The organism is Streptomyces sp. NPDC041135 (assembly GCF_055592085.1).
On the sequence record NZ_JBVIYZ010000010.1, the window covers coordinates 245,496 to 272,088 of the forward strand.

The 26,593-nt window shown below is 74.3% G+C and carries 26 protein-coding genes and 7 tRNA genes; 23 read left to right on the top strand and 10 right to left on the bottom strand.

The genetic code is table 11. The features are described 5' to 3' along the window. Nucleotides 1-31 precede the first annotated feature (31 nt). The 8 genes from ACZ6CZ_RS23855 (at nucleotide 32) to ACZ6CZ_RS23890 (ending at nucleotide 11,483) form a co-directional block, all read left to right on the top strand. Nucleotides 32-1,075: a methionine ABC transporter ATP-binding protein gene (locus ACZ6CZ_RS23855; RefSeq protein ID WP_469024567.1), complete on the top strand. Its 1,044-nt coding sequence runs from the start codon at nucleotides 32-34 to the stop codon at nucleotides 1,073-1,075. Further along, nucleotides 1,072-1,809: a methionine ABC transporter permease gene (locus ACZ6CZ_RS23860; RefSeq protein WP_469024569.1), complete on the top strand. Its 738-nt coding sequence runs from the start codon at nucleotides 1,072-1,074 to the stop codon at nucleotides 1,807-1,809. Before ACZ6CZ_RS23855 ends, ACZ6CZ_RS23860 begins: the two co-directional genes overlap by 4 nt. Before the next feature lie 62 nt (nucleotides 1,810-1,871). Next, nucleotides 1,872-2,702: a MetQ/NlpA family ABC transporter substrate-binding protein gene (locus ACZ6CZ_RS23865; RefSeq protein WP_469024571.1), complete on the top strand. Its 831-nt coding sequence runs from the start codon at nucleotides 1,872-1,874 to the stop codon at nucleotides 2,700-2,702. Between the two features lie 159 nt (nucleotides 2,703-2,861). Beyond that, nucleotides 2,862-3,503: a GNAT family N-acetyltransferase gene (locus ACZ6CZ_RS23870; RefSeq protein ID WP_469024573.1), complete on the top strand. Its 642-nt coding sequence runs from the start codon at nucleotides 2,862-2,864 to the stop codon at nucleotides 3,501-3,503. Between the two features lie 170 nt (nucleotides 3,504-3,673). Next, complete coding sequence (cbiE, locus tag ACZ6CZ_RS23875; RefSeq protein WP_469024575.1) at nucleotides 3,674-4,891, top strand: precorrin-6y C5,15-methyltransferase (decarboxylating) subunit CbiE; 1,218 nt, start codon at nucleotides 3,674-3,676, stop codon at nucleotides 4,889-4,891. A 392-nt stretch (nucleotides 4,892-5,283) separates the two neighbouring features. Then, nucleotides 5,284-9,192: a nicotinate-nucleotide--dimethylbenzimidazole phosphoribosyltransferase gene (gene cobT, locus ACZ6CZ_RS23880; RefSeq protein WP_469024578.1), complete on the top strand. Its 3,909-nt coding sequence runs from the start codon at nucleotides 5,284-5,286 to the stop codon at nucleotides 9,190-9,192. A gap of 140 nt (nucleotides 9,193-9,332) precedes the next feature. After that, the gene (gene cobA / locus ACZ6CZ_RS23885) at nucleotides 9,333-10,565 is read left to right on the top strand and encodes a uroporphyrinogen-III C-methyltransferase (protein WP_469024580.1); all 1,233 of its coding nucleotides are present in this window, start codon (nucleotides 9,333-9,335) and stop codon (nucleotides 10,563-10,565) included. Between the two features lie 99 nt (nucleotides 10,566-10,664). Then, the gene (locus ACZ6CZ_RS23890) at nucleotides 10,665-11,483 is read left to right on the top strand and encodes a TrmH family RNA methyltransferase (RefSeq protein WP_469024582.1); all 819 of its coding nucleotides are present in this window, start codon (nucleotides 10,665-10,667) and stop codon (nucleotides 11,481-11,483) included. Between the two features lie 28 nt (nucleotides 11,484-11,511). Here the strand turns inward: ACZ6CZ_RS23890 and ACZ6CZ_RS23895 are convergent, their stop codons facing one another. Next, on the bottom strand, nucleotides 11,512-12,897 hold the full coding sequence (locus ACZ6CZ_RS23895) for a serine/threonine-protein kinase (protein ID WP_469024677.1): 1,386 nt from the start codon (nucleotides 12,895-12,897) through the stop codon (nucleotides 11,512-11,514). Between the two features lie 196 nt (nucleotides 12,898-13,093). Between ACZ6CZ_RS23895 and ACZ6CZ_RS23900 the strand changes: the two genes are divergently transcribed. From ACZ6CZ_RS23900 to ACZ6CZ_RS23915, 4 genes are all read left to right on the top strand, one after another. Beyond that, complete coding sequence (locus ACZ6CZ_RS23900; RefSeq protein ID WP_469024585.1) at nucleotides 13,094-13,369, top strand: hypothetical protein; 276 nt, start codon at nucleotides 13,094-13,096, stop codon at nucleotides 13,367-13,369. 198 nt (nucleotides 13,370-13,567) lie between these two features. Further along, complete coding sequence (locus tag ACZ6CZ_RS23905) at nucleotides 13,568-13,768, top strand: hypothetical protein (RefSeq protein ID WP_469024588.1); 201 nt, start codon at nucleotides 13,568-13,570, stop codon at nucleotides 13,766-13,768. A gap of 210 nt (nucleotides 13,769-13,978) precedes the next feature. Continuing rightward, on the top strand, nucleotides 13,979-14,983 hold the full coding sequence (locus ACZ6CZ_RS23910) for an aminoglycoside phosphotransferase/kinase family protein (protein ID WP_469024590.1): 1,005 nt from the start codon (nucleotides 13,979-13,981) through the stop codon (nucleotides 14,981-14,983). Between the two features lie 80 nt (nucleotides 14,984-15,063). After that, on the top strand, nucleotides 15,064-15,360 hold the full coding sequence (locus ACZ6CZ_RS23915) for a TFIIB-type zinc ribbon-containing protein (protein ID WP_469024593.1): 297 nt from the start codon (nucleotides 15,064-15,066) through the stop codon (nucleotides 15,358-15,360). Nucleotides 15,361-15,416: 56 nt separating this feature from the next. Here the strand turns inward: ACZ6CZ_RS23915 and ACZ6CZ_RS23920 are convergent. The 5 genes from ACZ6CZ_RS23920 to ACZ6CZ_RS23940 form a co-directional block, all read right to left on the bottom strand. Beyond that, nucleotides 15,417-15,488, bottom strand: a tRNA-Val gene (locus ACZ6CZ_RS23920). Nucleotides 15,489-15,520: 32 nt separating this feature from the next. Then, nucleotides 15,521-15,592, bottom strand: a tRNA-Val gene (locus ACZ6CZ_RS23925). Nucleotides 15,593-15,616: 24 nt separating this feature from the next. Further along, nucleotides 15,617-15,688: transfer RNA gene (locus ACZ6CZ_RS23930), tRNA-Val, on the bottom strand. A 1-nt stretch (nucleotide 15,689) separates the two neighbouring features. Further along, nucleotides 15,690-15,763, bottom strand: a tRNA-Cys gene (locus ACZ6CZ_RS23935). A 38-nt stretch (nucleotides 15,764-15,801) separates the two neighbouring features. Continuing rightward, nucleotides 15,802-15,874, bottom strand: a tRNA-Gly gene (locus tag ACZ6CZ_RS23940). 179 nt (nucleotides 15,875-16,053) lie between these two features. Between ACZ6CZ_RS23940 and ACZ6CZ_RS23945 the strand changes: the two genes are divergently transcribed. The 3 genes from ACZ6CZ_RS23945 (at nucleotide 16,054) to ACZ6CZ_RS23955 (ending at nucleotide 18,812) form a co-directional block, all read left to right on the top strand. After that, entirely contained in the window at nucleotides 16,054-17,091 is a 1,038-nt protein-coding gene (locus ACZ6CZ_RS23945; RefSeq protein ID WP_469024595.1) for a chorismate-binding protein, read from the top strand. A 1-nt stretch (nucleotide 17,092) separates the two neighbouring features. Then, nucleotides 17,093-17,914, top strand: coding sequence for an aminotransferase class IV (locus ACZ6CZ_RS23950; protein WP_469024598.1), 822 nt, complete (start codon nucleotides 17,093-17,095; stop codon nucleotides 17,912-17,914). Nucleotides 17,915-17,987: 73 nt separating this feature from the next. Beyond that, nucleotides 17,988-18,812 carry a GNAT family N-acetyltransferase gene (locus tag ACZ6CZ_RS23955; protein ID WP_469024602.1) on the top strand — a complete coding sequence of 275 codons (825 nt, stop codon included), beginning with the start codon at nucleotides 17,988-17,990 and terminating at the stop codon, nucleotides 18,810-18,812. A 12-nt stretch (nucleotides 18,813-18,824) separates the two neighbouring features. On the opposite strand, the gene ACZ6CZ_RS23960 is transcribed toward ACZ6CZ_RS23955, so the two are convergent. Next, a complete protein-coding gene (locus ACZ6CZ_RS23960; RefSeq protein ID WP_469024605.1) occupies nucleotides 18,825-19,343 on the bottom strand; it encodes a DsbA family protein in 519 nt (172 codons plus the stop codon). A 273-nt stretch (nucleotides 19,344-19,616) separates the two neighbouring features. On the opposite strand from ACZ6CZ_RS23960, the gene ACZ6CZ_RS23965 reads away from it, so the two are divergent. Together ACZ6CZ_RS23965 and ACZ6CZ_RS23970 are read left to right on the top strand one after the other, a co-directional pair. Next, nucleotides 19,617-20,063 (top strand): hypothetical protein, encoded by a 447-nt coding sequence (locus tag ACZ6CZ_RS23965; RefSeq protein ID WP_469024608.1) that lies wholly within the window; start codon nucleotides 19,617-19,619, stop codon nucleotides 20,061-20,063. A 192-nt stretch (nucleotides 20,064-20,255) separates the two neighbouring features. After that, nucleotides 20,256-20,408 (top strand): hypothetical protein, encoded by a 153-nt coding sequence (locus tag ACZ6CZ_RS23970; RefSeq protein WP_469024610.1) that lies wholly within the window; start codon nucleotides 20,256-20,258, stop codon nucleotides 20,406-20,408. A 62-nt stretch (nucleotides 20,409-20,470) separates the two neighbouring features. Here ACZ6CZ_RS23970 and ACZ6CZ_RS23975 read toward each other — a convergent pair whose 3' ends face one another. Next, nucleotides 20,471-21,031 carry a CGNR zinc finger domain-containing protein gene (locus tag ACZ6CZ_RS23975; protein ID WP_469024612.1) on the bottom strand — a complete coding sequence of 187 codons (561 nt, stop codon included), beginning with the start codon at nucleotides 21,029-21,031 and terminating at the stop codon, nucleotides 20,471-20,473. A gap of 361 nt (nucleotides 21,032-21,392) precedes the next feature. Next, on the bottom strand, nucleotides 21,393-21,806 hold the full coding sequence (locus ACZ6CZ_RS23980) for an SsgA family sporulation/cell division regulator (RefSeq protein ID WP_004002642.1): 414 nt from the start codon (nucleotides 21,804-21,806) through the stop codon (nucleotides 21,393-21,395). Between the two features lie 191 nt (nucleotides 21,807-21,997). Between ACZ6CZ_RS23980 and ACZ6CZ_RS23985 the strand changes: the two genes are divergently transcribed. From ACZ6CZ_RS23985 to ACZ6CZ_RS24000, 4 genes are all read left to right on the top strand, one after another. Then, nucleotides 21,998-22,537 carry a TIGR02611 family protein gene (locus tag ACZ6CZ_RS23985; RefSeq protein WP_469024614.1) on the top strand — a complete coding sequence of 180 codons (540 nt, stop codon included), beginning with the start codon at nucleotides 21,998-22,000 and terminating at the stop codon, nucleotides 22,535-22,537. A gap of 138 nt (nucleotides 22,538-22,675) precedes the next feature. Beyond that, nucleotides 22,676-22,747: transfer RNA gene (locus tag ACZ6CZ_RS23990), tRNA-Val, on the top strand. Nucleotides 22,748-23,246: 499 nt separating this feature from the next. Beyond that, nucleotides 23,247-23,693, top strand: a complete 447-nt coding sequence (locus ACZ6CZ_RS23995; RefSeq protein WP_469024617.1) for an SRPBCC family protein — start codon at nucleotides 23,247-23,249, stop codon at nucleotides 23,691-23,693. A 39-nt stretch (nucleotides 23,694-23,732) separates the two neighbouring features. Next, nucleotides 23,733-23,804: transfer RNA gene (locus ACZ6CZ_RS24000), tRNA-Val, on the top strand. 58 nt (nucleotides 23,805-23,862) lie between these two features. Here the strand turns inward: ACZ6CZ_RS24000 and ACZ6CZ_RS24005 are convergent. Further along, on the bottom strand, nucleotides 23,863-24,588 hold the full coding sequence (locus ACZ6CZ_RS24005) for an exonuclease domain-containing protein (protein ID WP_469024620.1): 726 nt from the start codon (nucleotides 24,586-24,588) through the stop codon (nucleotides 23,863-23,865). A gap of 168 nt (nucleotides 24,589-24,756) precedes the next feature. On the opposite strand from ACZ6CZ_RS24005, the gene ACZ6CZ_RS24010 reads away from it, so the two are divergent. Together ACZ6CZ_RS24010 and ACZ6CZ_RS24015 are read left to right on the top strand one after the other, a co-directional pair. Then, nucleotides 24,757-25,323 (top strand): DUF4365 domain-containing protein, encoded by a 567-nt coding sequence (locus ACZ6CZ_RS24010; protein ID WP_469024622.1) that lies wholly within the window; start codon nucleotides 24,757-24,759, stop codon nucleotides 25,321-25,323. Beyond that, nucleotides 25,320-26,552: a hypothetical protein gene (locus ACZ6CZ_RS24015; protein ID WP_469024625.1), complete on the top strand. Its 1,233-nt coding sequence runs from the start codon at nucleotides 25,320-25,322 to the stop codon at nucleotides 26,550-26,552. The genes ACZ6CZ_RS24010 and ACZ6CZ_RS24015 overlap by 4 nt, the downstream gene beginning before the upstream one ends. Nucleotides 26,553-26,593: the final 41 nt, after the last annotated feature.

Consider the following 26,593-nt stretch of genomic DNA (forward strand, 5'->3'; position numbering starts at 1 on the left):
GCCCGCGCACTCGACAGTGACGGAAACCCACGTGATCACCACCTCGGGCCTCACCAAGGTCTACCGCTCCCGCGGTCGCGAGGTCACCGCCGTCGACGGCGTCGATCTCCACGTCCGCGAGGGCGAGGTCTACGGCGTCATCGGGCAGTCCGGTGCCGGCAAGTCCTCGCTCATCCGCTGCGTCAACCTGCTGGAACGCCCCACCTCCGGCACCGTGACCGTCGACGGACAGGACCTCACCGCCCTGGCCGGCCGCGGACCCCGCGCGGGCCGGGAACTGCGCCGGGCGCGCAGCCGGATCGGCATGGTCTTCCAGCACTTCAACCTGCTGTCCTCGCGGACCGTCCAGGACAACGTCGAACTCCCGCTGGAAATCCTCGGCATCTCCGGCCGGGAGCGGTCCCGCAAGGCACTCGAACTGCTCGACCTCGTCGGGCTCACCGACCAGGCCCGCGCCTACCCCGCCCAGCTCTCCGGCGGCCAGAAGCAGCGCGTCGGCATCGCCCGCGCCCTGGCCGGCGACCCCAAGGTGCTGCTCTCCGACGAGGCCACCAGCGCCCTCGACCCGGAGACCACCCGCTCCATCCTCCACCTGCTGCGCGACCTGAACCGGCAACTGGGCCTCACCGTCCTGCTCATCACCCACGAGATGGACGTCGTGAAGACCGTCTGCGACTCCGCCGCGCTCATGGAGCGGGGCCGCGTCGTGGAGTCCGGCACCGTCAGCGAACTGCTGGCGACCCCCGGCTCCCAGCTGGCCGCCGCCCTGTTCCCGGTGGGCGGCGAGGCGTCCGGCGCCGACCGCACCGTCCTCGACGTCACCTTCCACGGCGAGGCCGCCACCCAGCCGGTCATCTCCCAGCTGTCGCGGACCTACAACATCGACATATCGATCCTCGGCGCCGCCATCGACACCGTCGGCGGACTCCAGATCGGCCGCATGCGGATCGAACTGCCCGGCCGCTACGAGGACAACGTCGTGCCGGTCGGCTTCCTGCGCGAACAGGGTCTGCAGATCGAGGTCGTCGGTGTGGAGGGCCAGGAGACCCAACTGGTGAAGGAAGGTGCGAAGTGACCTGGTCCGAGATGCAGCCCCTGCTGTCCCAGGCGTGTAGCGAGACGCTCTCCATGGTGCTCTGGTCCACCCTGATCGCCGTCGTCGCAGGGCTTCCGCTCGGCGTGCTGCTGGTGCTCACCGACCGCGGCGGCCTGGTGCAGAACGTCGTCGCCAACAAGGTGATCGGGCAGGTCGTGAACATCGGCCGGTCGATGCCGTTCATCATCCTGATGGTCGCGCTGATGAGCTTCACCCGCTGGGTCACCGGCACGACCATCGGCACCGCGGCCGCCGTCGTACCGCTCGCCATCGGGGGCATCCCGTTCTTCGCCCGGCTGGTCGAGACGGCCGTCCGCGAGGTGGACGGCGGGCTCGTCGAAGCCGTGCAGGCCATGGGCGGCAGCACCTGGACCGTCGTCCGCAAGGTCCTGATCCCCGAGGCTCTGCCCTCGCTGATCGCCAGCACCACCACCACGGTCGTCGCCCTCATCGGCTACTCCGCCATGGCCGGCACCGTCGGCGGCGGAGGTCTCGGCGACCTCGCCGTCCGCTACGGCTACCAGCGCTTCGAGACCGAGCTGATGTGGATCACCGTCGCCGTCCTCGCGGTCGCCATCTCGCTGATCCAGTTTGCCGGCGACCACGCGGCCCGCGCCCTGCACTCCCGCGGTGGCCGCTCCGGTCCCGCTCCCCGGCTCCGCCTGCTCAAGGCCAAGGAGCCCGCGGCGGCCGACATCAGCAAGGCCGCCTGACCCCCACCGACTCCCCGTTCACCCATGACGGGGCCGCACCACCCTCAGGAAAGGCACTTTTCGTGCGTAACACCGCCAAGATCACCACCGCCGTCCTCGCCGCCGGAGCCCTCACCTTCGGGCTGTCCGCCTGCGGTTCCGACTCCGACTCCGGCTCCGCCGACTACAGCGGCCCGCTGGTCGTCGCCGCGAGCCCGACCCCGCACGCCGAGATCCTGAACTTCGTCAAGAAGAACCTGGCGAAGAAGGCCGGTCTCGACCTGGAGGTCAAGGAGTTCCAGGACTACATCGCGCCGAACACGGCGACCGAGGACGGCTCGGTGGGCGCCAACTACTTCCAGAACCAGCCCTATCTGGACGACTTCAACAAGAAGCGCGGCACCCACATCGTCCCCGTCGTCACCGTGCACCTGGAGCCGCTCGGCCTCTACTCCCACAAGGTGAAGAGCACCGACGCCCTCAAGAGCGGCGCGACCGTCGCCCTGCCCAACGACGCGGTGAACGAGGCGCGCGCCCTGAAGCTGCTCGCCGCCAACAAGCTCATCACCCTCAAGGACGGCGCGGGCAGCGAGGCGACCCCGCAGGACATCGCCGGCAACCCCAAGAAGCTCCGGTTCAAGGAGGTCGAGGCGGCCCAGACCGTGCGCTCCCTGGACGACGTGGACGCCGCCGTGGTCAACGGCAACTACGCCATCTCCGCCGGCATCAAGCCCGCCACCGACGCCATCGCCATCGAGTCCGCGCAGAACAGCCCCTACGGCAACTTCCTCGCCGTCAAGAAGGGCAACGAGAAGGACCCGCGGGTGAAGAAGCTCGCCAAGCTCCTCACCTCGCCCGAGGTCAAGAAGTTCATCCAGGACAAGTACCAGGGCTCGGTCATCCCCTCCTTCTAGGTCCGCGCCCCCGGTCGTGTCCGGGCCGCCAACTCGCCGCCACGCAACGGGTCCACGCCCTCACCGGGTGTGGACCCCGTGGTGCGGCCGGGTGCTCGCATGCTGCATGCTGGGCAGTTCAGCAGCCCCTGCAGGTTCCCGACGGTTACGGAGCGGCGCATGACCAGCAGCACCTTCCCCAACATCTCCATCAGCACGGAGCGGTTGGTGCTGCGTCCCCTCGACGAGGACGATGTCCCCGCCCTGGCCGAGATGATGGACGACGAGCAGGTCGCCGCGTGGACCGACGTGCCGCAGCCCTTCACCGAGGACGCGGCCCGGCACTGGATCACCCAGTACGCGCCCGCCGAACGCGCCGCCGGACACGGCCTGGACCTCGCGGTCACCGAGTTCCTCACCCAGCGCCTGGTCGGCATCGTGCAGCTGAGCAGGACCGACTGGCGCGTGCGGGCCACCGAGCTGTCCTACGTCACCGCCCCCTGGGCCCGCGGCGAGGGCTACGCCTCCGAAGCCGCCCTCGCCACCGCCCACTGGCTGTTCGGCGACCAGAAGTTCGAGCGCATCGAACTGCGCACCGCCGCCGACAACACCGCCTCCCAGCAGGTCGCGCAGAAGATCGGCTGCATCAGCGAGGGCATCCTGCGCAACGCCTGCATAGCCCACGTCCGCGCCGAGGACGGCACCTGGACCGACACGCGCACCGACTTCATCGTGTGGAGCCTGCTGCCCGAGGACCTGGAGGGCGCGGACGAGGAACTCGCCGACACCGGCAGCTTCACCTCCTACTCCGACTGGAACTGACGGACCGCTCCGACCGGGGACGACGGACCGCTCCGACCGGAACCGACGGGGTCCGCCGCGCGCGCCACCGCCCCGCCGCGCACACCCCCGCACCGCAGCGGGTACGCTCACCAAGCCCCCTCGCGGGCCCGTACCCCGACGCCCAGCGCAACCCCAGGAGACTGACGACGATGGCCGACCGGGTCACGGTGATCGGCTGGGACGGCTCGCCGCTGAGCGCCGCGGCACGCTCCGCCCTCGCCGCCGCCACCCTCGTGGCGGGCGCGCCCCACCACCTGGCACTGCCCGAGATCCCGCCCACCGCCGAACGCGTCCGGCTCGGCAGCCTCGCCCTCGCCGCCCGCCGCGTCGCCGCCCACCGCGGCACGGCCGTCGTCCTCGCCGACGGCGACCCCGGCTTCTTCGGCGTCGTACGGGCCCTGCGCGCGCCGGAGTTCGGCCTGGAGGTCGAGGTGGTCCCGGGCGTCTCCCCGGTGGCCGCCGCCTTCGCCCGCGCCGGCATGCCCTGGGACGACGCCCAGGTGGTCGTCGCCCACCCACGCACCCTGCGCCGCGCCGTCAACGTGTGCCGGTCCCACACCAAGGTCGCCGTCCTCACCGCGCCGGGCGCCGGCCCCGCCGAACTCGGCCTGCTGCTGGACGGCGTCCCCCGCACGTTCGTCATCTGCGAGGAACTCGGCACCGAGCGCGAACGGGTCACCGTTGTCACCTCCGAGAAGGCCGCCGACCACACCTGGCGCGACCCGAACGTCGTCATCGTCATCGGCGGACCGGCCGGGGCGGGTGAGGACGGCGGCTGGATCGCGGGGCGCGATCCCGGCACCGAGCCGCGCGGCTGGACCCAGCCCGGCGAGGCGTACGGCGGCGGGCTCGGCGAGGGCGAGGCGGAACTGCTGCGCGCGGCCCAGCTCGCCCGCCTGGGACCGCGCGCCGGCGACCTCGTCTGGGACATCGGCTGCGCCGGCGGCGCCTTCGCCACCGAGGCCGCGCGCGCCGGGGCCGCCGTCATCGCCGTCGACCGCGACCCCGCCGCCTGCGCCCGCACCGACGCGGCCGCGCGCCGGTTCGGCGTCCAGCTGCAGATCGTGCACGGCAGCGCCCCGCACGTCCTGGAGGACCTGCCCGAACCGGACGTCGTCCGGATCGGCGGCGGGGGAGCGGCCGTGGTCTCCGCGGTCGCCGACCGCCGCCCGCAGCGCATCGTCACCCACGCCGGCACCCGCGACGCCGCCGAACTCGTCGGCCGCGACCTGACCGAGCACGGCTACAGGGTCGAGTGCGCCCTGGTGCAGTCCGTCCAACTCGACACCCGGGACTGGACGGAGACCGAGCGGAGCGTCGCGTTCCTGCTCACCGGGGAACTGCCGCCGCGCGACGCCTCCCGCTGAGCGGCGGCCGCCGGACGGCGGCCGGGGACAGCCGAGAGCGCCCCGTGATCCTGTTGTCGTACCGCGCGCGGTAGGCTGGCCGATCGTTGTACCGCACCGGTGGCCCGGGACTTCGTTCATCAATGTCCGGAAAGCGCGCTCGTCTTGGGTGGGTGTGGTACGGCGGAACCGGAGGACGCGCAACGTGGCGCAGTCCACAGCGGGCTGTCGCGGATCATGCTGTCGCGACGGCGCAACGGCCGGGACAATGCCACTGAATGGCTTTGTCGCCTTTTCCGGGCGGGTCGTTCGTGCCGCTGGGCACGCCCGCTCGTTCTTCACTGCGGGGCGGTCGGTGCGCCGTTCCGGGTGAGCTGGTCGTAGAAGCACTAACCGATGGGCGAGGGGTACGCATGACCGACACCGGCCAGGTCCCGGGCGAGGGGCTGCCGGAGAGCGCAGGCATGGTGGAACAGCCGGGCGTCCCCGCACACGGCGTGTACACCTACCTCTCCGAAGCCCCGGCCGAGGACGAAGACCTGCTGCTGCCGGGTGCCCAGGGCGCGTGGGGCAACGAAGTGCCGCCACCGCCCCCGGAACCGGTCGTCGAGGCCGTCCACGAGCCGGGCCCGCACGAGACGGCGGGCCGCGACAGCGGCTCGGTCGACCTCGGCGGCGTCCGCCTGCCCAGCACCGGCCCGGTGTCCGTGCCGCCGTCCCCCATCCTGTCCGCCCCGCACGACCTGACGGCCCCGCAGGCCCCGCGCCGCCCGCTGCACCTCGGCCCGCCGATCCCGGACGCCTCCGCGAGCCCGGTCCGCTCCCTCGCCGACCGCGGTCCGGCCGGCGCCCCGGTGCGGCAGCCGGGCCCGCAGGCCACCGGCCAGGAGTACCTGGACGCCCAGTCCCAGACCGCCCCGCAGGGCGCGGCTCCCTGGGGTGCGGCGCAGCCGCCCGCGGCGCCCCTGACGCCCGAGCCCCAGGCGGGCTCCCAGGCACCGGCTGCCGAAACGGTTGTCCCGCCCGTGGCCGACCCGGCCCCCGTGACGGCCCACGACGAGCCTGCGCAGCCGGAGCAGCCGGACGCCGTCCCCGCGCAGTTCGCGCCCGGTTCCGACGAGGCGTACGCCGCCCAGGCCGAGACCGGCTTCGCGGCGGGCCCGGTGCGGACCGCCGACAGCACGCCGGTCCCGGCGGCGGCCCAGGAGGCCGGCCTGCCGCTGCCGCTCCAGGTGGCTCCCGAGGACGCCGCCGTCCCGCTGCCCGAGGCCACGGACCCGGTGGTCGCGCCCGAGGCCGCCCAGGCCCCGGCGGAGAGCGCACCGGCCCCGGCGGAGACGGCGGACGCCCCTGCCCCGCACGCCTTCGCTCCCGAGGCGCAGTCCCTCGCGGAACCGCAGTCCCTCGCGCAACCGCAGTACACCGACACCGCCGACGTCCCTGACGCCGCCGACGCCGTACTCACCGAGCCCACTGCGGCTACGGAGGCGGCAGAGCCCGGTGCGACGGCGCCGCAGACCCTCGGCACGCTGGAGCCCGAGCCCGAGCCCGCCCCGGCCGCGCCGCACGTCCCGGTCCCACTCGTGGACGACGCCACCGACGTCACCGACGCCCCCGCGGCACCCCTGGAGACCGAGCCCGCGCACCTCACCGCCGAGCCCTTCCAGCCCGCGCAGCCCCCCGCCGACGCACCGCACGCCGAGGCCGACGCCCTCCAGACCCCGGAACCCGTCGCCGAGGTGCCGGAGAGCCCGCAGCCCGCGCCGGAGACGCTGCCCGAGGCCGCGCAGCCGACCGCCGGGATCCCGCAGACCCCGGAACCGGCCGCCGAGGTCCCGGAACCGGCCGCCGGGGCCCCGGAGCCCCCGCAGCCCCACAGCGAGACCGCGCCGCAGCTCACCGAACTCCCGCTGCCCAAGGCCGAGCCCGAGTTCCAGCCCGAGGCCGGGCCCGAGTTCCAGCCCGAGCCCCCGCACCCCCTCCCCGTGCAGGAGGCGCCGGAGAACGTGGTCGTCGCCTTCGCGCCGGCCGCGGACGCCGAACCGGCGGAACAGCCCGCGGAGCACCCCGTGGGGCCCGCCGCCCCCGTGCTCGCCGAGCCGGCCGCGCAGGCCCAGGGGCCGCAGCTGGGTCACGACCCGGCCGGGGACCCGGCGGCGGCCGCCGTACTGGTACCCGAGCAGGCACCCGCCGCCGAGCCCGCGCAGCCGTGGCCCGCCGAGGAGCCCGCCCCCGAGAGCGAGACCGGGCAGGACCTCCCCGGCGCCGTTCCGCCGGAGGCGCCCACGGAGCGGACCCTGGGCCAGTTCGTGGCGGTGGAGGGCCAGGTACCGACCAGTCCCCACCTGGCACCCACCCCGCCCCACCCCCTTGTCCTCCCGGCCCAGCAGCCCCCCGCCGCGGCCGCGCACGCACCGGCCGCCGAGGCGCTCCGGGAGCCGCAGCCCCCCGCCGTCCCCGCCCCCCGCGAGGGCGACCCGGCCCCCGCCGGCGTCGTACAGCACGCGGACGACCTGGACACCCAGGGCGCCGACCCGCAGGACCTGGAAGAGAGCACGGCCGCAGTGGCAGAGGCACGACAGTCCACCGGCCCGGCCGCGCCCGGTTACGACGACGCCGAGCGCGAAGCCGTCCTGAAGGTCATGCGCGAGCGGCGGGACATCCGCAACGGCTTCCGCGGTGACCCGATCCCGCACGAGGTGCTGCTGCGCGTCCTGGAGGCCGCCCACACCGCGCCCTCCGTGGGTCACTCGCAGCCGTGGGACTTCGTCGTCATCCGCTCCGCCGAGACCCGGCGCAGCATGCACGAACTGGCCATGCGCCAGCGCGAGGCGTACGCCAAGTCGCTGCCGAAGGGCCGGGCCAAGCAGTTCAAGGAACTGAAGATCGAGGCCATCCTCGACACCCCCGTCAACATCGTCGTCACCGCCGACCCCACCCGCGGCGGCCGCCACACCCTCGGCCGGCACACCCAGCCGCAGATGGCGCCGTACTCCGCCGCCCTCGCGGTGGAGAACCTCTGGCTCGCCGCCCGCGCCGAGGGCCTCGGCGTCGGCTGGGTCAGCTTCTTCGACGAGCGGGAGATGGTCCGCTCCCTCGGCCTGCCCGAGCACCTGGAGGTCATCGCCTACCTGTGCGTCGGGTACGTCGACGAGTTCCCGGACGAGCCCGAGCTGATGCAGGCCGGCTGGTCCAAGCGCCGCCCGCTGTCCTGGGTCGTGCACGAGGAGACGTACGGCCGCCGCGCCCTGCCCGGAGAGGAACCCCACGACCTGCTCGCCGAGACCGTCGCACAGATCCGCCCGCTGGACGCCAAGGCGCTCGGGGAGGCCTGGGAGCGGCAGAAGCGCATGACCAAGCCGGCCGGGGCGCTCGGCATGCTGGAGATCATCTCCGCGCAGCTGTCGGGGCTGTCCCGGCAGTGCCCGCCGCCGATCCCGGAGCCCGCGGCCGTCGCCGTCTTCGCGGGCGACCACGGGGTCCACGCCCAGGGCGTCACCCCGTGGCCGCAGGAGGTCACCGCCCAGATGGTGGCCAACTTCCTGGGCGGGGGAGCGGTCTGCAACGCCTTCGCCAACCAGGTGGGTGCCGAGGTGTGCGTCGTGGACGTGGGTGTCACCGCCGACCTGCCGGCCACCCCCGGGCTGCTGCCCCGCAAGGTCCGCGCCGGCACGTCCGACATGACCACCGGCCCCGCGATGACCCGCGAGGAGGCCAAGCAGGCCGTCGAGGTGGGCATCGAGACCGCCCGCGACCTGGTGGCGGCCGGCAACAAGGCACTGCTGACCGGTGAGATGGGCATCGCCAACACCACCGCGTCCGCCGCGCTGATCTCCGTCTACACCGGCGCCGACCCGGCCGAGGTCACCGGCCGCGGCACCGGCATCAACGACGAGACGCTGGCCCGCAAGACCGAGGTCGTGCGCCGCGCCCTGGAACTGCACCGGCCCGACCCGGCCGACCCGATCGGCGTCCTCGCGGCCATCGGCGGCTTCGAGCACGCCGCCATCGTCGGCCTGCTGCTCGGCGGCGCCTCCCTGCGCACGCCGGTCATCCTGGACGGCGTCAGCGCCGGCGCGGCCGCGCTCGTCGCCCGCGCCATCGCGCCCGAGGTGCTCGCGGCCTGCATCGCCGGCCACCGCAGCGCCGAGCCCGGCCACGTCGCCGCCCTGAACAAGCTGGGCCTGCGCCCGCTGGTCGACCTCGACCTGCGCCTCGGCGAGGGCACCGGCGCCCTGCTGGCGCTGCCCCTGGTGCAGAGCACGGCCCGGGCGATGCACGAGGTCGCGACGTTCGACTCGGCCGGCGTGACCGAGAAGTAGCCGCCGCCGCACGGGCGGTCCGGTGTTCACCAGCCGGACCACCCGTGCCGCGGGCGCCACCCGCACCCTAAAATCCGCACGTCAGGGCTGCTCCGAAGCCGCAGCGCCCACCGCATGCCCGCATGAGGAGCCGTACCTCCATGGCCCAACATCCCGCCTACCCCGTAGGCCTCCGCCTCTCCGGCCGCCGCGTGGTCGTCCTCGGCGGCGGGCAGGTCGCCCAGCGCCGCCTGCCGGCCCTGATCGCGGCGGGCGCGGACGTCCTCCTGGTGTCGCCCGAGGCCACCGCGTCCGTCGAGGCGATGGCGGACGCCGGCGAGATCAGCTGGCAGCGGCGGCCCTACGCGACCGGCGACCTGGCCGACGCCTGGTACGCCCTCATCGCCACCAGCGACCCCGAGGCCAACGCGGCCGCCTCCGCCGAGGGCGAGCGGCACCGCGTGTGGTGCGTGCGCTCCGACGACGCCGACGCGGCGACCGCCTGGACCCCGGCGACCGGCCACAGCGAGGGTGTCACCGTCGCCGTGCTCACCACCGACGCGCGCGGCCGCGACCCGCGGCACACCGCCGCCGTCCGCGACGCGGTCGTCGAGGGTCTGCGCGACGGCACCCTCGTCGCCCCGCACCACCGCACCCGCACACCGGGCGTGGCCCTGGTCGGCGGCGGTCCCGGCGACCCTGACCTGATCACGGTCCGCGGCCGCCGTCTCCTCGCCGAGGCCGACGTGGTCATCGCCGACCGCCTCGGCCCCCGCGACCTGCTCGCCGAACTCCCCGCGCACGTCGAGGTCATCGACGCGGCGAAGATCCCCTACGGCCGCTACATGGCCCAGGAGGCCATCAACAACGCGCTGGTCGAGCACGCCAGGCAGGGCAAGTCGGTGGTCCGGCTCAAGGGCGGCGACCCGTTCGTGTTCGGCCGGGGCATGGAGGAGATCCAGGCGCTCGCCGAGGCCGGCATCCCCTGCACGGTCGTCCCGGGCATCTCCAGCTCCATCTCGGTCCCGGGCGCGGCGGGCATCCCGGTCACCCACCGTGGGGTCGCGCACGAGTTCACCGTGGTCAGCGGCCATGTGGCCCCCGACGACGAGCGGTCCCTGGTCGACTGGGCCGCGCTGGCCAGGCTGACCGGCACGCTGGTCGTCCTGATGGGCGTCGACAAGATCGGCACAATCGCCGAGACGCTGATCGCCCACGGCCGGTCGCCCGAGACCCCGGTCGCCCTGGTGCAGGAGGGCACGACGGCGGCCCAGCGCCGCGTCGACGCGACCCTGGCCACCGTCGCCGAGACCGTACGCGCCGAGGACGTGCGCCCGCCCGCGGTCATCGTCATCGGCCAGGTCGTGACGGTGGGCCCGGCCACCCAGGCCTGATCACGCCCGCCCCACCCGGTGACGTACCCCGTCCCCGGCCGTTCCGGCCGCCGGCACCACCCGGCGGCGCCCCCACCCAGGACAAGGCAGTATCACCCCGTGGCCGATCTCATCACCGTCGACGACCCCGACGACCCGCGTCTGCACGACTACACGGGCCTGACCGACGTCGAACTGCGCCGCAGGCGCGAACCGGCCGAGGGCCTGTTCATCGCCGAGGGCGAGAAGGTCATCAGACGGGCCGGCGACGCGGGCTACGCGATGCGCTCCATGCTGCTGTCGGCGAAGTGGATCGACGCCATGCGGGACGTGGTCGACGCGGCCGAGGCCCCGGTGTACACGGTCACGCCGGAGATCGCCGAACAGGTCACCGGCTACCACGTGCACCGCGGCGCCCTCGCCTCGATGCAGCGCAAGCCGCTGCCGACGGCGGCCGCGGTGCTCGGCTCCGCCCGCCGGGTCGTGGTCCTGGAGTCGGTGAACGACCACACCAACATCGGCGCGATCTTCCGCTCGGCGGCCGCCCTCGGCATGGACGCCGTCCTGCTCTCCCCGGACTGCGCCGACCCGCTCTACCGCCGTAGCGTCAAGGTGTCGATGGGCGCGGTCTTCGCCGTGCCCTACGCCCGCCTGGAGACCTGGCCCCGCGGCCTCGACTCGGTGCGCGAGGCCGGCTTCACCCTGCTCGCGCTCACCCCGGACGAGAAGGCCGGGAGCCTGGACGAGGCCGCCCCGCACCGGATGGACCGGGTGGCGCTGATGCTCGGCGCCGAGGGCGACGGCCTGTCCGCCCGGGCCCTGGCCGCCGCCGACTCCTGGGTGCGCATCCCGATGGCCCACGGCGTGGACTCCCTGAACGTCGGCGCGGCCGCCGCGGTCGCCTTCTACGCCGTCGCCACCGGCCGCCCGCAGGTCTGAGCGCCTGGCACGGCCGGCCGCCGTCCGGTCACCGCGACGGCTCCGCTTGCTGCCCGCTCCGCGGCGGGGCGGCCCGCTCGGCCGGCTGCCCGGCGGCGTGGGAGCGCTGGACGACCCGCTCGAGCGTGCCGCCCAGCCCGCGCGCGGGTCCCTGGCAGCCCTGGGCCACGGCGATGCCGAGCGCGACCAGCAAGGTCACCACGACGAACACGAACAGCCGCTGCCGCAGCAGCCGCGGATTGGCCGGCCGCAGTCCGGAGCCCGTGGGCCGCGGCGCCGGACGCCCGCCGGCACCGCGCGGCCCGGAACGGCTCGCGCCGCCCGAGCGCGGACCGGCGACGCGCGGCGCCGGAGTGGGACGCGCCGCGCCCGGCCGCGACGGGACACCGCCGCCCCGCGATCCGCCGCCCCCGCGCGCGGGCATGCCGCCCCGGCCCGGCGCACCGCCGCGCTGCACCGGGGCGCCCGGCGAGGTCTGCGGGCGGCGCTGGGCGCGCATCTGCTCCGGGTAGGTCTCCACGAGCCGCCCGGTGGGCCGGTCCGCCTCGGCGGCACGCGGCGCGGGCGGGCGGACGTCGGGCAGGCCCTGGGCCTCACGGGCCGCGATCTCCTTGAGCCGCAGCGACAGCTGCAGCGTGCTGGGCCGGTCCTCGGGGTCCTTCGCCAGACAGGCCCGCACCAGCGGGGCCAGCGCGTCCGGCACGCCGTCCAGGTGCGGCTCCTCGTGCACCACCCGGTACAGCATCACCTCGGAACTGCCCTGCCCGAAGGGCGAGTCACCGGTCGAGGCGTACGCCAGGGTCGCGCCGAGGGAGAACACGTCGGTGGCCGGGGTGACGGCGGCCCCCCGCACCTGCTCGGGCGCCAGGAAGCCGGGGGAGCCCACGGCGGTACCGACGTGGGTGAGCGTGGAGGCGCCGGTCGCCCAGGCGATGCCGAAGTCGATGATCCGCGGCCCCTTCGGGGACAGCAGGATGTTGGACGGCTTCAGGTCCCGGTGCACCACGCCCGCCTCGTGCACGGCGACCAAGCCCTCCGACAGGGCGGCGCCGACCGCGGCGGCCTCCGCGGCGCCCAGCGGTCCCTCGTCGGCGACCTTGTCGTGCAGGGACGGCCCGGGCACGTACTGGGTGGCGAACCACGGCCGGTCCGCGTCCAGGTCCGCCGCCACCAGCCGCGCCGTGCACCCGCCCCGGATCCGCCGCGCCGCCGACACCTCGCGGGCGAACCGCGACCGGAACTCCTGATCCTCCGCCAGGTCCGGCCGGATGACCTTCAGGGCGACCCGCTGCCCCTTCTTGTCGGAGCCCAGGTAGACGACGCCCATCCCGCCCGCGCCCAGCCGTCGGTGAAGCCTGAACGAGCCGACGACGCGCGGGTCCTCGCGCCTCAGGCGCATCATCGCCATGTCCATCCCCGCTGCCCGGTCCGTGTGACGTGGCACAGCTTACGTTTCCCCGGCCGTCGGCGCGCAGAGGCCGCGCCCTCTCGGGCCGATGGATTGTCAGTCCCGGGTGGGACACTTGAAGGGTGGTCAGGAAGCCGTCCGCAGCGGTGGCTTTGAGAACCCTGTGACACCAACGAGCCGTCACAGAAGGGGGATTGAGCCCGTGAAGGGTGACCGTGTGGAGATAGTCGTGGATGCCGGGGACACGACGAGGACGTACGAGGTGGTGGCGAGCCGGGCGGGCCGCCGGGTGGAGACGGCGGTGCGCCGGGGCGTGGTCGAAGTGAGCGAAGTCACCCGCAACGGCTCCGTGGTCCGCACCGCCCGCTTCATGGCGACCCGTGTGCTGGCCCTGGTCGAGCAGCCGGTGCCCCGCGAGGACAGCTCGGAGCAAGCCGGCGGGAGCGGGCGTCCCCTCCGGGAAGACCCCGAGAGCTGACCTTCCGTCTCCACCCAGGGGAGTAGTCCGCAGGTCATGGCTCATCCTCCGGGAGGCCCGCGAATCGGTACGAGGGCATGACGTGGACCGGGTGCCGCGCGCCTAGATTTGAGGTCGAGCGGCGGGTACGGCACTCCTCCCCCGAGGTCAGGCACTCGCCGCTGTACAGGCACAACGGAACCGGTCGGGAGAGGGACCATGGCCCACACGGCACCGCGGACACTCGTCCGCATCCGGGGGCGGCGCCCAGCGCTCCGCCACCGCCGCACGGGCCGCCGTCACCCTGTGGTGGCGACGCTCATGGCCCTCCCCCTGGCGGCTCTGCTCCTGCTCGTCTTCGACGGCTGGGAGACAGTGGCCGCACAAGCGTCGTCCGTGGGAGTGATGCTGGGGCGCTGAGCGGCGACCCCAGGCCCGGAAGAGCGGTCCGGGCGGGGACATCCACCCATGAAACCCCGTGGGGACGGGGGTGCGGCGGACGGCACAGATGCCGGCGCAGCTGGGGAGCTGCGCCGGCATTGCTGTGCCCGTCCGGGGTCCGGCACCGGGGCCGCCGGCCTCCGCGTAGGCTCAAGCCCACATACCCGCGCCCGGCCCACCGAGGACCCCGTGACCGCTGACGCCGTAGCCGCGCTCCCGTCGTCTCCGTCGTTGCCGGCCGCGCTGGCCGCGCTGGCCGAGGACGCCGCGCACCCCGGCGCGGCCGGCCGCGCGTGCGGTGCGCGGACCGTCACGCTCGCGGACCGCCCGGACGCCACCGTCGTCCGGCACGCCGGCACCGTCGCGAAGGCCCACGCCCCGGACACCGCACCGGCCGGGCTGGCCGCGCGCCTCGCCGTCGCCGCCCGCCTCCCGGACGTCCTGCTGCCCCCGCTCACGCCGGACCCGCGGCCGCTGCACGGCCGGCTGGTGACCCTCTGGCCGTACGGCACCCCGGTGGACCCGGACGACCCCGACGCCGCCCCCTGGGAGGCGGCCGCCACCCTCCTCGCCCGCCTCCACCGGGCCGACGCGCGGCACACCGCCGTGCCGCCCATGCGCGGGCCCGCGAAGGCCGCCCGCGCCGTCGCCCGGCTCCGCACGGCCCTCGACACGGAGACCAAGGACGCCACGGACTCCCCGGCCGCCGCCGCTCCCGTGCTGCGCGCCTGGGCCGGTCTGCCCGCCTGGGCCCGCGCCGAGGCCCCGGCGCCCCGGACCGCGGCCACCCTCTGCCACGGCGACCTGCACCTCGGCCAGCTCGTCCGGCACCCCGTACCGGACGGCCCCTGGCGGCTGATCGACGTCGACGACCTCGGGGTGGGCCCACCGGCCTGGGACCTCGCCCGCCCCGCCGCCTGGTACGCCTGCGGACTCCTCCCGCCCGACGAGTGGGCCCGCTTCCTGGGCGCCTACCGCGCGGGCGGCGGCCCGGCCGTGCCCGCCGGGGACGGCGACCCCTGGCCGGCCCTGGACGTCCCGGCCCGTGCCCTCACCGTCCAGAGCGCCGCCCTCGCCATCGCCCGGGCCCACGCGGCCGGCCGCCCGCTGGACGAGGTGGAGCGGTGCCTCGTGGACGCCTGCGACCGAATGACCTCGGTCCCCGCCCAGTTGGCACGGCGGTCCACGACGTAGGGTGCAACCGACCAGGTCCGGACGGAGTCTGTCCTGGGGAAACACGAAGCAGGACCGACCGGCGAGGAGTTGAGCCGACCATGCAGTGTCCGAAGTGCCATGCGCCGATGCACACCTACAACCGCAACGGCATCCAGATCGAGCAGTGCAGCGGCTGCCGCGGCATCTTCCTCGACTACGGCGAGCTGGAGGCGCTGACCCGCCTGGAGTCCCAGTGGTCCCAGCCCGCCCCGCCGCCCCCGGCCGCCCCGCAGGCGTACCCGGCGCCGGCCGCGCCCGCCTGGGGCGCCCCGCACGGCGGCGGCCACCACGGCGGCGGTCACTACGGCGGTCACCACCGCCACAAGAGCTTCGGCCACATGCTGTTCTCCAGCTGAGCCGAGGACGGCGCACGACGAAGCCCCCGGCCGGAGGGCCGGGGGCTTCGGAGGTGTGGACGATACTGGGATTGAACCAGTGACCTCTTCCGTGTCAGGGAAGCGCTCTCCCGCTGAGCTAATCGTCCTCGGGGCCACGGCCGGAGCCGCGGGCACTGCGTGCGCGATACTGGGATTGAACCAGTGACCTCTTCCGTGTCAGGGAAGCGCTCTCCCGCTGAGCTAATCGCGCGGGTACGGATCGACAAAGATCCAGTGGACGATACTGGGATTGAACCAGTGACCTCTTCCGTGTCAGGGAAGCGCTCTCCCGCTGAGCTAATCGTCCTTGGAGGTGGAGACGGGATTTGAACCCGTGTAGACGGCTTTGCAGGCCGTTGCCTCGCCTCTCGGCCACTCCACCAGGAGTGTAGGGGATCGGGAAGACCCCTCAATCCTTCGAGCGGACGACGAGGCTCGAACTCGCGACCTCAACCTTGGCAAGGTTGCGCTCTACCAACTGAGCTACGTCCGCTTGTCGTTTCCGGTGCGCTCACGCGTCCCGGCGACGTGTTGAACTCTAGCGGATTCCCCGGCCAGCACAAAAACGCGTTTACGCAGCGTGCTGCGCTGCACCCGGCGGACGACGTGGTCAGGGCCCGCGCGGGGACCCGCGCCGCTCACCCGGGCGGCGCGCCGCCCTAGACTCGACACGTGCTCCAGCTGCCTCCCCTCGCCCGCTTCGGTGACCGCGTCGCCACCGGCCTGCTCGACGTCACGAGCGATCCGGCGGCCCTGGACTCGAGCGGCTTCTGGGCGGTCTGCGCGGACTTCGAGGGGCGGCTGACCTGCGCCCGCTTCGCGGACGTACGGCGCCGGCCGGTGCCCGCTCCCCGCCCGGGCGGCTGGCGCGGACCCGCGGCCGGTGACTGGACGTCCTCCCTGGACCGCGCCGCGTACACGGCGGCCGTCCGGCGCATCCGCGAGCACATCGCGGCCGGCGACGTCTACCAGGCCAACCTCTGCCGGGTGCTGAGCGCGCCCGCGGCCCCCGACGCCGACGTGGACGCCCTGACCGCGCTGCTCGCCCGCGGCAACCCGGCACCGTACGCCGGAACGATTCGCCTGCCCGGGCACGGCGTGGAGGCGGCCACCGCGTCACCGGAGCTGTTCCTGCGGCGCGCCGGCCGCACCGTCGAGTCGGGCCCGATCAAGGGCACCGGACGCACCGAGGCCGACCTCCTGGAGAAGGACTACGCCGAGAACGTGATGATCGTGGACCTGGTCCGCAACGACATCGGCCGGGTCTGCGCCACCGGCAGCGTGACCGTGCCCGACCTGTGCGCCGTGGAGAAGCACCCCGGGCTCGTCCACCTCGTGTCCACGGTCCGGGGCGAGCTGCGCGCCGACGCCGGCTGGCCCGAGCTGCTCGCCGCCGCCTTCCCGCCCGGCTCGGTCACCGGCGCCCCCAAGCCGAGCGCGCTGCGGATCATCGGCGCCCTGGAGCCGGTACCCCGGGGGCCGTACTGCGGGGGCATCGGCTGGGTCGACGCCGACCGGGGCACGGGGGAGCTGGCCGTCGGCATCCGCACCTTCTGGATCGACCGCGCGGCCGGCGCCCTGCGCTTCGGCACCGGCGCCGGCATCACCTGGGGGTCGGACCCGGAGGGGGAGTGGCGGGAGACCGAGCTGAAAGCCGCCCGGCTGCTCGCGATAGCGTCGGGGACGTACGACGACAGTGGAGGGCTCTGACGTGAAGATCTGGCTGGACGGCGAGCTGCGGGACGCGGAGTCCGCACGCGTCTCCGTCTTCGACCACGGGCTGACCGTGGGGGACGGCGTCTTCGAGACGGTGAAGGCGGTCCACGGCACGCCGTTCGCCCTCACCCGCCACCTGGACCGGCTGACCCGCTCCGCCCGCGGCCTCGGCCTGCCCGAGCCCGACCACGACGAACTGCGCCGCGCCTGCGCCGCCGTCCTCCAGGCCGACCCGGTGCCGCTGGGCCGTCTGCGCATCACCTACACCGGCGGTCACGGGCCCCTCGGCTCCGACCGCGGCGAGCACGGCCCGACCCTGCTCGTCGCCCTCGGCGAGACCGGCCGCCGCCCCGACTCCACCGCCGTGATCACGGTCCCCTGGACCCGCAACGAGCGCGGCGCGCTCACCGGCCTGAAGACGACGTCGTACGCCGAGAACGTCGTCGCCCTCGCCCGCGCCCACCGCGAGGGCGCGTCGGAGGCGCTGTTCGCCAACACCGTCGGGCAGCTGTGCGAGGGCACCGGCTCCAACGTCTTCGTCGTCCTGGACGGCCGGATCCACACCCCGCCGGTCGCCTCCGGCTGCCTCGCCGGAATCACCCGCGAGCTGGTCGTCGAGTGGACCGGCGCCCGGGAGACCGACCTGCCGCTGGACGTCCTGGAGCGGGCCGACGAGGTCTTCCTCACCTCCACGCTGCGCGACATCCAGGCCGTGCACCGGGTCGACGGCCGCGAACTGCCCGGTGCGCCCGGCCCGGTCACCGCCAAGGCCATGCGGGTCTTCGACGAGCGCTCCGGCGAGGACCTGGACCCCTGATCCGGCCCGGGGCGGGGGACGGCGGGCGAAAAAGGGGCTGACGCGGCACCCGCCGGCGGGTAGAACACCTCTGATGACCACGACCCTGCGGCCCACCGAGCCGCTCCAGCGGGCCGCCGACGGGGCGCTGTCCCGGCACTTCCAGGTGTGCGTGAACAGCCGCCCGGTCGGCGGGGTGCGCGTGCGCACGTGCCCCGACCTCGGGCCGGCGGTCGCCCGGATCGACGACCTGTTCATCGAGGAGCCCGACCGCGGGCGCGGCCGGGGCACGGTGGCCGCGCTGGCCGCCGAGGAGGTGGCCCGCGGCTGGCGGTGCGAGCGCCTCGTCGTCACGGTGCCCGCCGAGGCCCACGCCGCACTGCGGCTGGCCACGGCGCTCGGCTACGTCCACCGCAGCCGCCGCCTGGTCAAGCGGCTCGGCTCCGCCGCGCCCGAACTGCCCGCGGGCAGCCGGGCCCGGCCGATGACGCAGGCCGAGTTCGGTCCCTGGCTGGCGAAGGCCGAGACGGACTACGCCAGGACCTGGCGGGAGCGGGGGCTGCCGCCGGAGGAGGCACGGGCCAGGTCGGCCGGCGACCACGCGCGCCTGCTGCCGCGGGGACTCGGCACGCCCGGCATGCTGCTGACGGTCCTGGAGCACGAGGCCACGCCGGTCGGTACGCTCTGGCTGGCGCTCGAGGAGGACAGGGCCTTCGTCTACGACGTCCAGACCGGGGAGCGCTACCGCGGCCGGGGCCACGGCCGTTCCCTGATGCTGCTGGCCGAGGCCCAGACGGTGGCGGCCGGCAAGGCGGCCTTGCGGCTCAACGTCTTCGCGGGCAACACCCCGGCCGAGCGGCTCTACGCGTCCCTGGGGTACGCCCCCGCGGAGTACTCGATGGACAAGCACCTGCTCTGATCCGCCGGGGTGTCAGTGTCCGGCGAGCAGCCGGTCGGCGATCTCCTCGATGCGTTCGCGCAGGCCTTCCTGGCTCTTGCCGCCGTCGAGGAGTTCACCGCCGATGACATAGGTCGGCGTGCCGGTCACACCGACCGCCTTGCCCTCGGCCTGGTCGGCGTCGACGATCAGGATGTGCCGGCCGTCGATCAGCGCGGTGTCGAACTCCTCGGCGTCCAGCCCCAGTTCCCGGGCCACCTCGACCAGGAAGGGTTCCCCCGTACGGTCCAGCTCCTCGACCCGGGCCAGCAGCGCCTCCACGTACGGCCAGCCCTTGCCCTGCGCCAGCGCCTCCTCGGCGGCCTGCGCGGCGGCGAAGGCGTGCCTGTGCTTCTCCAGCGGGAAGTGGCGCAGCCGCAGCTCGAGCCGGTCGCCGTAGCGGGCGCGCAGGGCGCCGACGTCGGCCAGCGCGCTGCGGCAGTCCGGGCACTGCAGGTCGCACCACACGTCGAGAACCAGGTCGTCACCGCGGGCGGGGGTGGAGTCGCTCATGACCACCAGTCTCCCAGGCCGGACGCGAGCGACCCAATCCGGCCCGTACGGCGGTGACAGCGGCGGTGACAGCGCCCGGATCCGGGGCCGGGGCCACGCCGCGGCCGGCACCCTGGGAGGAGGCGACCCGGAGATCTCCCTGATGTCGGGCCGGACCGTGGCATCGCGGGCCGTGAGCGGTGCACGATGGAGGGGACGGGGCGAGCCGTGCGGTGCGGCGACGGGCCCCGCCGCTGTGCCCTTCCACCCGACCGAGCCTGCCAGGAGGACCGGATGATCGCCGAAACCGTCTGTTCCGCCGTCTCCGCGGCCGGGCTCGGCATCGCCGCGGTGACGGCCTACCGCAAGCGGTTCCTGACGGCGGCCCGTATCGCGGCCTACGCGCTGGTACCGGTCGGCCTGGTCATGACGGGCGTCGTCGGCTGGCTCTCCGACACCGCCTTCAGTCCCACCGCGTGGGCCGGTTTCGGCGTGCTGGGCGCGGCCTGGGCACTGTTCGCCACCACTCGGGCCGTGGAGCGCCGGCGCGGCGGCTCCCGGCAGGAGCGCAAGGCGGCGAAGGCCGCGGCCCGGCAGGGTGCGGTGGCCCCCGCGGCCTCGGCACCCGCCGTCGGCGGGACGCCCCGCCCGGCGGCGAGACCCGCACCGGCGCCCCGGGCCACCGGCTCGGGAGACGACTTCAGCGACATCGAGGCGATCCTGAAGAAGCACGGGATATGAACGCGGGACGCGCCCGCCGGTGACCGTGCGTGGCCTCTGGGACTGAACAGACACAGAGCGTCCCGTCGGCGTCGCCAAGCGTTCACAAGGTGAAGCCAGCCGGACGGTACTTCACAGTGTTCGGCGAACTCCCGCACATTTGGAGCGTGTTGATCGCGTAGGGGGCGGCGCCTGGGTCATCATCGCCGCGAGATGCTGGACACGACACAGAGCGAGGCCGCGCCGCCCAAGGACGAGCCGCGCGGATGCCTCTTCGCCCTTTCCCAGCCACCGCTGATGATCTTCCTAGCGGTGATCGGGTGTCTGATCCTCACGGCGGCGCTGCACGACCTGCTGTTGCTGTGAGCCGTACGCGCCCGTCCCGGCGACACCCGCCGGGACCGGCGTCGGCATCGGTGCCGGCTCCGTCAGCCGGCCGCCTCCTTGCGGCGGGCCCGGTAGGCGGCCACGTGCAGCCGGTTTCCGCAGGTGCGGCTGTCGCAGTACCGGCGTGAGCGGTTGCGGGAGAGGTCCACGAAGGCCCGGCGGCAGTCGGGTGCCTCGCAGCGGCGCAGGCGCTCCTGCTCCCCGGCGACCACGAAGAACGCGAGTGCCATCCCGCCGTCGGCGGCCAGATGGTCCGCCACCGAGGCACCGGGGGCGAAGTAGTGCACATGCCAGTCGTAGCCGTCGTGATCGGTGAGCCGGGGAGTCGTACCGGCGGCGGCCACCAGTTCGTTGATCATTCCGGCGGCGGTCCGTGGCTCGGCGGCCGCGAAGATGGCGGCGAACCGCCCGCGCACCTTGCGCACCGCCGACAGGTCGAACTCCGAGAGCACTCCGACATCGCTGATGGTGTGCGTCGCCACGAACGCGGCGAGGGCCGCGACGTCCGGCAGCCCGTCGGGCGCCGCGTCGTCCTCCGGCGCGGTGTTCACCAGATCCACCACGGTGTCGAGGGCACACCGGGTGTCGTGGGTGATCAGCACTGTTCGCTCCCCTGGCCTGAAGGGCGGGCGGGTGCCCGCGGATGGTGGCCGATGGTAGCGACAACCACGCCCGGCGCACCGGGGTCCGCCCCGCCGATGCCGACCCGAAGAACGCCCCCGGGCCCCGCACGGTTCCCGCGGCCGGATTCGGTCACCGTCAGTCACCTCGGGCGCGGCCGGAAAGCATGCGGTCGGGCCCCGGATCCGGGCGCGTTCCCGCACGCACGCGCGACGCCGCACCGTGCTGGACCTCACGGTGGCGGCGTCGACGGTGCCGTATGCGGTTGTGGGTGATGTTGTTGTCTTGGCCCGCGCCGTCTCCCCGAGTGGACGGCGCCGGGCGGCTTCGAGGGGCCGCGGCCTAGCTCTCCGCCAGGATGTGCGACAGCTCCTGGTCAAGATCGAAATGACGGTGTTCCGTGCCGGGCGGCACGGCCGCGTCCGTCCGCTTCAGGAAGGACTCCAGGGCCCGCGCGGGGGCCTCCAGCAGGGCCTCTCCCTCCGGCGAACTGAGGGCGATGCACACGACGCCCTGGCCATGACTGCGGGAGGGCCAGACGCGGACGTCGCCGGTTCCGGTGGGCCGGTGCAGCCCCTCGGCCAGGAGGTCGCGGGCGAACACCCACTCGACGGTCTCCTCGGCTCCGGTGTGGAAGGTGGCGTGCACGGCGTAGGGGTCGGCCGTGTCGTACCGCAGGCCTGCGGGGACAGGCAGGGATGACTCGCTCGACACAACGAGGCGCAGGTGCAGCTCGCAGCTGACCGTGGTGTTCATAAGCGCCAGGGCCTTTCGCTCAGTGTGCGCTCGGGGATTCGCACGTCGGCGAAATCGACATGCCACCTACGGTGCCGTTGTAAACCCCTCTGAGCGTTTTGCGTGTGTTTACGTAACCCTTCCGGCCGAGGGTGCGTACGAGATCTACGGCCATTCCAGTGACTGGTTTCACTCGGGTAGGGTTTGGTCGTATGAATACGGGGAGTGACCAACTGGGCGGTGAGACCGCCGTGGCGGCGGAGCGTACCGAGGCGGGTGAGACAGAGCTGGACAGCGCTGACGGGGGCGACCGGAGCGGCGGCAGGGACGGTGGGGACCCGGGCCACGGGGACGCCGGGGACGAGGGCAGGGACGAGCAGGGGCTCGGGTCCCGGGCGCCGGAGTTCGTCAGGAAGCGACGCGCCCTGCACCTGAGCTGGCAGGTCGGCGTGTTCCTGATCGGCCTCGCGGTGGTGGGCGCCGGCGTCGTGCTGCTGCCGCTGCCCGGACCCGGCTGGGTGGTGATCTTCGGGGGCATGGCGATCTGGGCGACCGAGTTCGTCTGGGCCCAGCTCGTCCTGCGCTGGACCAAGCGCAAGGTCACGGAGGCGGCCCAGCGGGCGCTCGACCCCAAGGTGCGGCGGCGCAACATCATCCTGATGTCGGCGGGCCTGGTGATCGTGGGCGCCCTGGTCGGGGTCTACCTGTGGAAGTTCGGCGCCGTGATGCCCTGGAACATGAAGCACCAGTGATCCCTGCCCCGCGCGAGCCGTCCGGTACCGGCGGGGGAGCGCGGGCCGCGCCGACCGCGCGGGGACGTGCGGCGGCCGCACCGCCGGGGTGCTGGTCCGGGGCACCCCGTGACATGGGGTAATGTTCTTCCTGCGCCCGGGCGATTAGCTCAGTGGGAGAGCGCTTCGTTCACACCGAAGAGGTCACTGGTTCGAACCCAGTATCGCCCACCCGGAACACCGGCCCACCTGCGACAGCAGGTGGGCCGGAGTCGTGTCCGGGCTCGTCCGGCCGTCAGGGATGCCAGGGGTGCCGCCGCTGCCGGGGCCGCCACGCGCTCCGAAGGCGCGCACCGCCCGGCGGCGACAGCGAGGTCCGGAACCGGACGGTGACGATCCGTTACTCCGCGCGCGGTGGTGAACAGCGGGGCCGAAAGGATCAACCGGAGCATCGCGCTCTTCGGGAAGGCGTACCGGAGATCAAGGCCAAAAGCGACTTCCAGCCGTGTCCAAAGGGTTCCGGGAGAACTCCGGAAGCGGCCCGCCGGCGGAAATCCCCGGCCGCTTTCCGGAATGCCGTCACTTTCCTTCGGAAGTACGACAAGACAGGGATTCCGCCCGGCCTCGAATCCCGGTTCGCGGGGGGCCGCCTGAGCCCGGGTCAGCTTCGCGCCGGGGCGAGCCGGATGCGGCACCGGGTCGGCGCCGCCGCTCGGGGCAGACTCGTCCCATGGACTGGACGCACTACCGCTTCCGCAGCCTGTGGCCGCTGCCGGCGCCGCCCGCCCGCGTGTACGCCGCGCTGGAACGCGCCGACGACTACCCCCGCTGGTGGCCGCAGGTCCGCACCGTCACCCGGGTCGACGACAGCACCGGTGTCGTCACCGTCCGCTCCGCGCTGCCGTACGCCCTGACCTTCACCGCCCGTGCGGTGCGCCGCGATCCGGCCGCCGGGGTCCTGACGGTCGACCTGTCCGGCGACCTGGACGGCTGGGCCCGCTGGACCCTCACCCCGGACGGCCCCGGCTGCCTGGCCCGGTACGACCAGGTCGTGGACGTGCGCAAGCCGCTGCTGAGGAGACTGGCCGTGCCCGGGCGGCCCCTGTTCCGCGCCAACCACCGGCTGATGATGCGGGCCGGGCACCGCGGACTGCTGCGCCACCTGCGAGCGGTTTGAACCCGGCCCGCCCGGCCCTGTATTGTTCACTGCGTTCCCGGGCGATTAGCTCAGTGGGAGAGCGCTTCGTTCACACCGAAGAGGTCACTGGTTCGAACCCAGTATCGCCCACCGGGAGAGAGCCGGTCCGCAGCGGCGGACCGGCTCTCGCTGCGTTCCGGCCGGCGCTCTACGCCGCCGCCCCCAGCTCCGGACGCACCGGCCACTGCGTGCACACGGTCTCCTCCGAGCCGCTGCGCGCGAACCACGCCTGGAGCCCCCGCGCCTGCGCCGCGTGCCAGGTGGTCTGGAGCGTGTGCAGCTCGGCGGGGGACAGGCGCTCCAGCCGGGTGGCGAAGCGGCGGCCCACGGCCCGTACCAGCTCCAGCGAGGCCAGGGCGTCCGCCGCCGCGTCGTGCGCGCCCTCCAGCGGCACCCCGTAGTGCTCGCACAGGTCGGTCAGGGTGCGCCGGCCCTTGCGGTAGCGGTCCAGGTGCTTGTCCAGGACCCGGGGGTCGAGCACCCGCAGCGGCGCCGGGTCGAACCAGTGCTCCAGCGTGGACGCGCGGTGCCGGCGCAGCTCCCGGTCCAGCAGCGTCAGGTCGAACGGCGCGTTCATCACCACCAGCGGGCGGGCCATCGCCGCGTGCTCCGCCAGCGCCTCGGCTATCTCGTACATCACCGGCGCCGGCCAGCGGCCGTTGCGCTGCAGGTGTTCCTCCGTCAGCCCGTGCACCGCCGTCGCCGCCTCCGGCACCGGCACACCCGGGTTCACCAGCCAGCGGGTCACCCGGGGCCGGGTGCCCGGGGCGTCCTGGACGACGACGGCGGCCGACACGATCCGGTCGGTCTCCACGTCGACGCCCGTCGTCTCCGTGTCGAAGGCGGCCAGAGGCCCCTCGTACCAGCACGTCATGCGCACCCAACTCCTCGCTCACCCACGGCAGCTGATGCTCCGTCCGCTGCCCGTTTGGTGATACCCGGGCCGTTTGCGCCGTACGCCGACAGGACACAACAGGAGTGCGGGTCTTTGCAGTTCAGCGGCCCGGCACAGGGAAACACCTGGCTCGGAAGGCTGTTGGCCATGGCGATAGCCCAGCCCGAGCGGGGCGGGCTGCTGCCCGACCGCACGGGCCCCCTTCGCGGCACGCTCGCCACCACCGCGTGCATGGAGACACTGCAGGTGGGCTATCTGCACGCGGTCGCCGCCGCGGCCGGCTGCTCGCTGTCCCAGCCGTTCCCGGACAACGGCATCGACTGGCACGTCAGCCACAGCGCGCCCGGACACACCGTCGACGACGAGGTGACCATCAAGGTGCAGCTGAAGTGCACGTACCAGATCGCGCCCCACCCCACGGGCCCGTTCTTCTCCTTCACCCTCGACAACGACCACCTGCGCAAGCTCGCCCGCACACCCGTCTCGGTCCACAAGATCCTCGTCGTGATGCTGGTCCCCCGGTCCCAGGACGACTGGCTGCGCGCCGGCCACGACCGCCTCGACCTGCGGCACTGCTGCTACTGGGTCGACCTGGCCGGCCACCCCGTCACCGGCCGGACCCGGACCACCGTGCGGATACCGACCTCGCGCATCTTCGACGACCGGGCGCTGTGCGGGATCATGACGCGGGTCGGGACGGGAGGCAGACCATGAGGCACCGCCCGTACGACGAGACCCGGCGGGAGCCCGCCGCGCCCCCGCCCGCGCACCTCGCCCGCGTCCGCTGGAACCGTCCCCCCGACCCCGCCCGGGTCGACCCGGCCGTCCTGGCCGCCCTGCTGCGCCGGCACGGCTGGCAGCGGCGCGGGGGAGCGGCGGGGCGCTACGGCCGCTGGACCCCGCCGGAGCCGGGCGGCGCCGGGACGAGCCTGCTGGTGCCGGAGAGCCGGGACTTCCCCGACTGTGACGACCTGCTCGGCGAGGTCCTCCTCGCCCTCTCCCGCAGCACCGGCCCGTCCGCGCGCGAGATCCTCCTCTGCCTGGCGGTGCCCAGCGACGAGGTGCGCTGGTGGCGCGACGTACCCGGCGGGCCCGCCGGCGCCGCCTCCTGGACCGCCGAGGAGCACGTGCGCGCGGCCGCCCGCCAGACCCTCCTCGCGGGCGCCCTCGCCACCCGCGCGCGGGCCGGCTACCACGGCGCCCGGCACCGCCGCTCGGCCGCCGCGCTGCTGGACGACGTCCTGGTCGGCCCGGCCGCGGGCGGCCGCCGGCTGACCGCCTTCCTGCCCGTGGCCGCCGGCCGCCCGCTCGCGGTCCGCCTCCACCAGGCCCTCTACGCCGCCCGCGAGGCCGTCGACTACCAGCGGGCCACCGGCCGGATGGACGCCTTCGACGGTGCCGTCGAGGCGGGCGTCAGCCGCGAGCTGACCGAGGCGCTGGTCTCCCTGGTCCGCGGCACCGAGGGCGCCCGCGTCGCCGTCGACTGGGCGCCGGCCGCGGGAGTCCCCGAGGGCTGCGCCGCCTGGGCCGAACCCGTGGAGTTCTCCCCGGGCGACCTGCCCGTGCTGCGCGAGGCCGGGGCCCGCTACCGGCGCGCGGAGCCGTCGGTGCCGGTGCGGGTCACCGGGACGGTGGTACGGCTGCGCCGGTCCGGACCGCACGGGGAGGGCGTCGTACGGCTGCGGGTGATCGCGGGCGCCGAGGTGCCGCACCTGCGCGTCGCCCTCGGCGAGGCGGACTACCGCGTCGCCGGGCAGGCCCACCTCGCCGGGGTCCCGGTGCGGGTGCACGGGCGGCTGGAGAGCCGGGGCGGCTTCAGCCGGCTCGGCGGCGCCTCGGGGGTGATCCCCGTGCAGGTGGACGAGGCGGAGCGGGACCGGCTGATGAAGTCGCTCCAGGAGAACCCGGACTGCTTCGAGGAGGCGTGCGGCGCCGACGGCTGAGCGCGCGCGGCACCGGCCGCGGGGCCGTGTCCGGCCGGGGA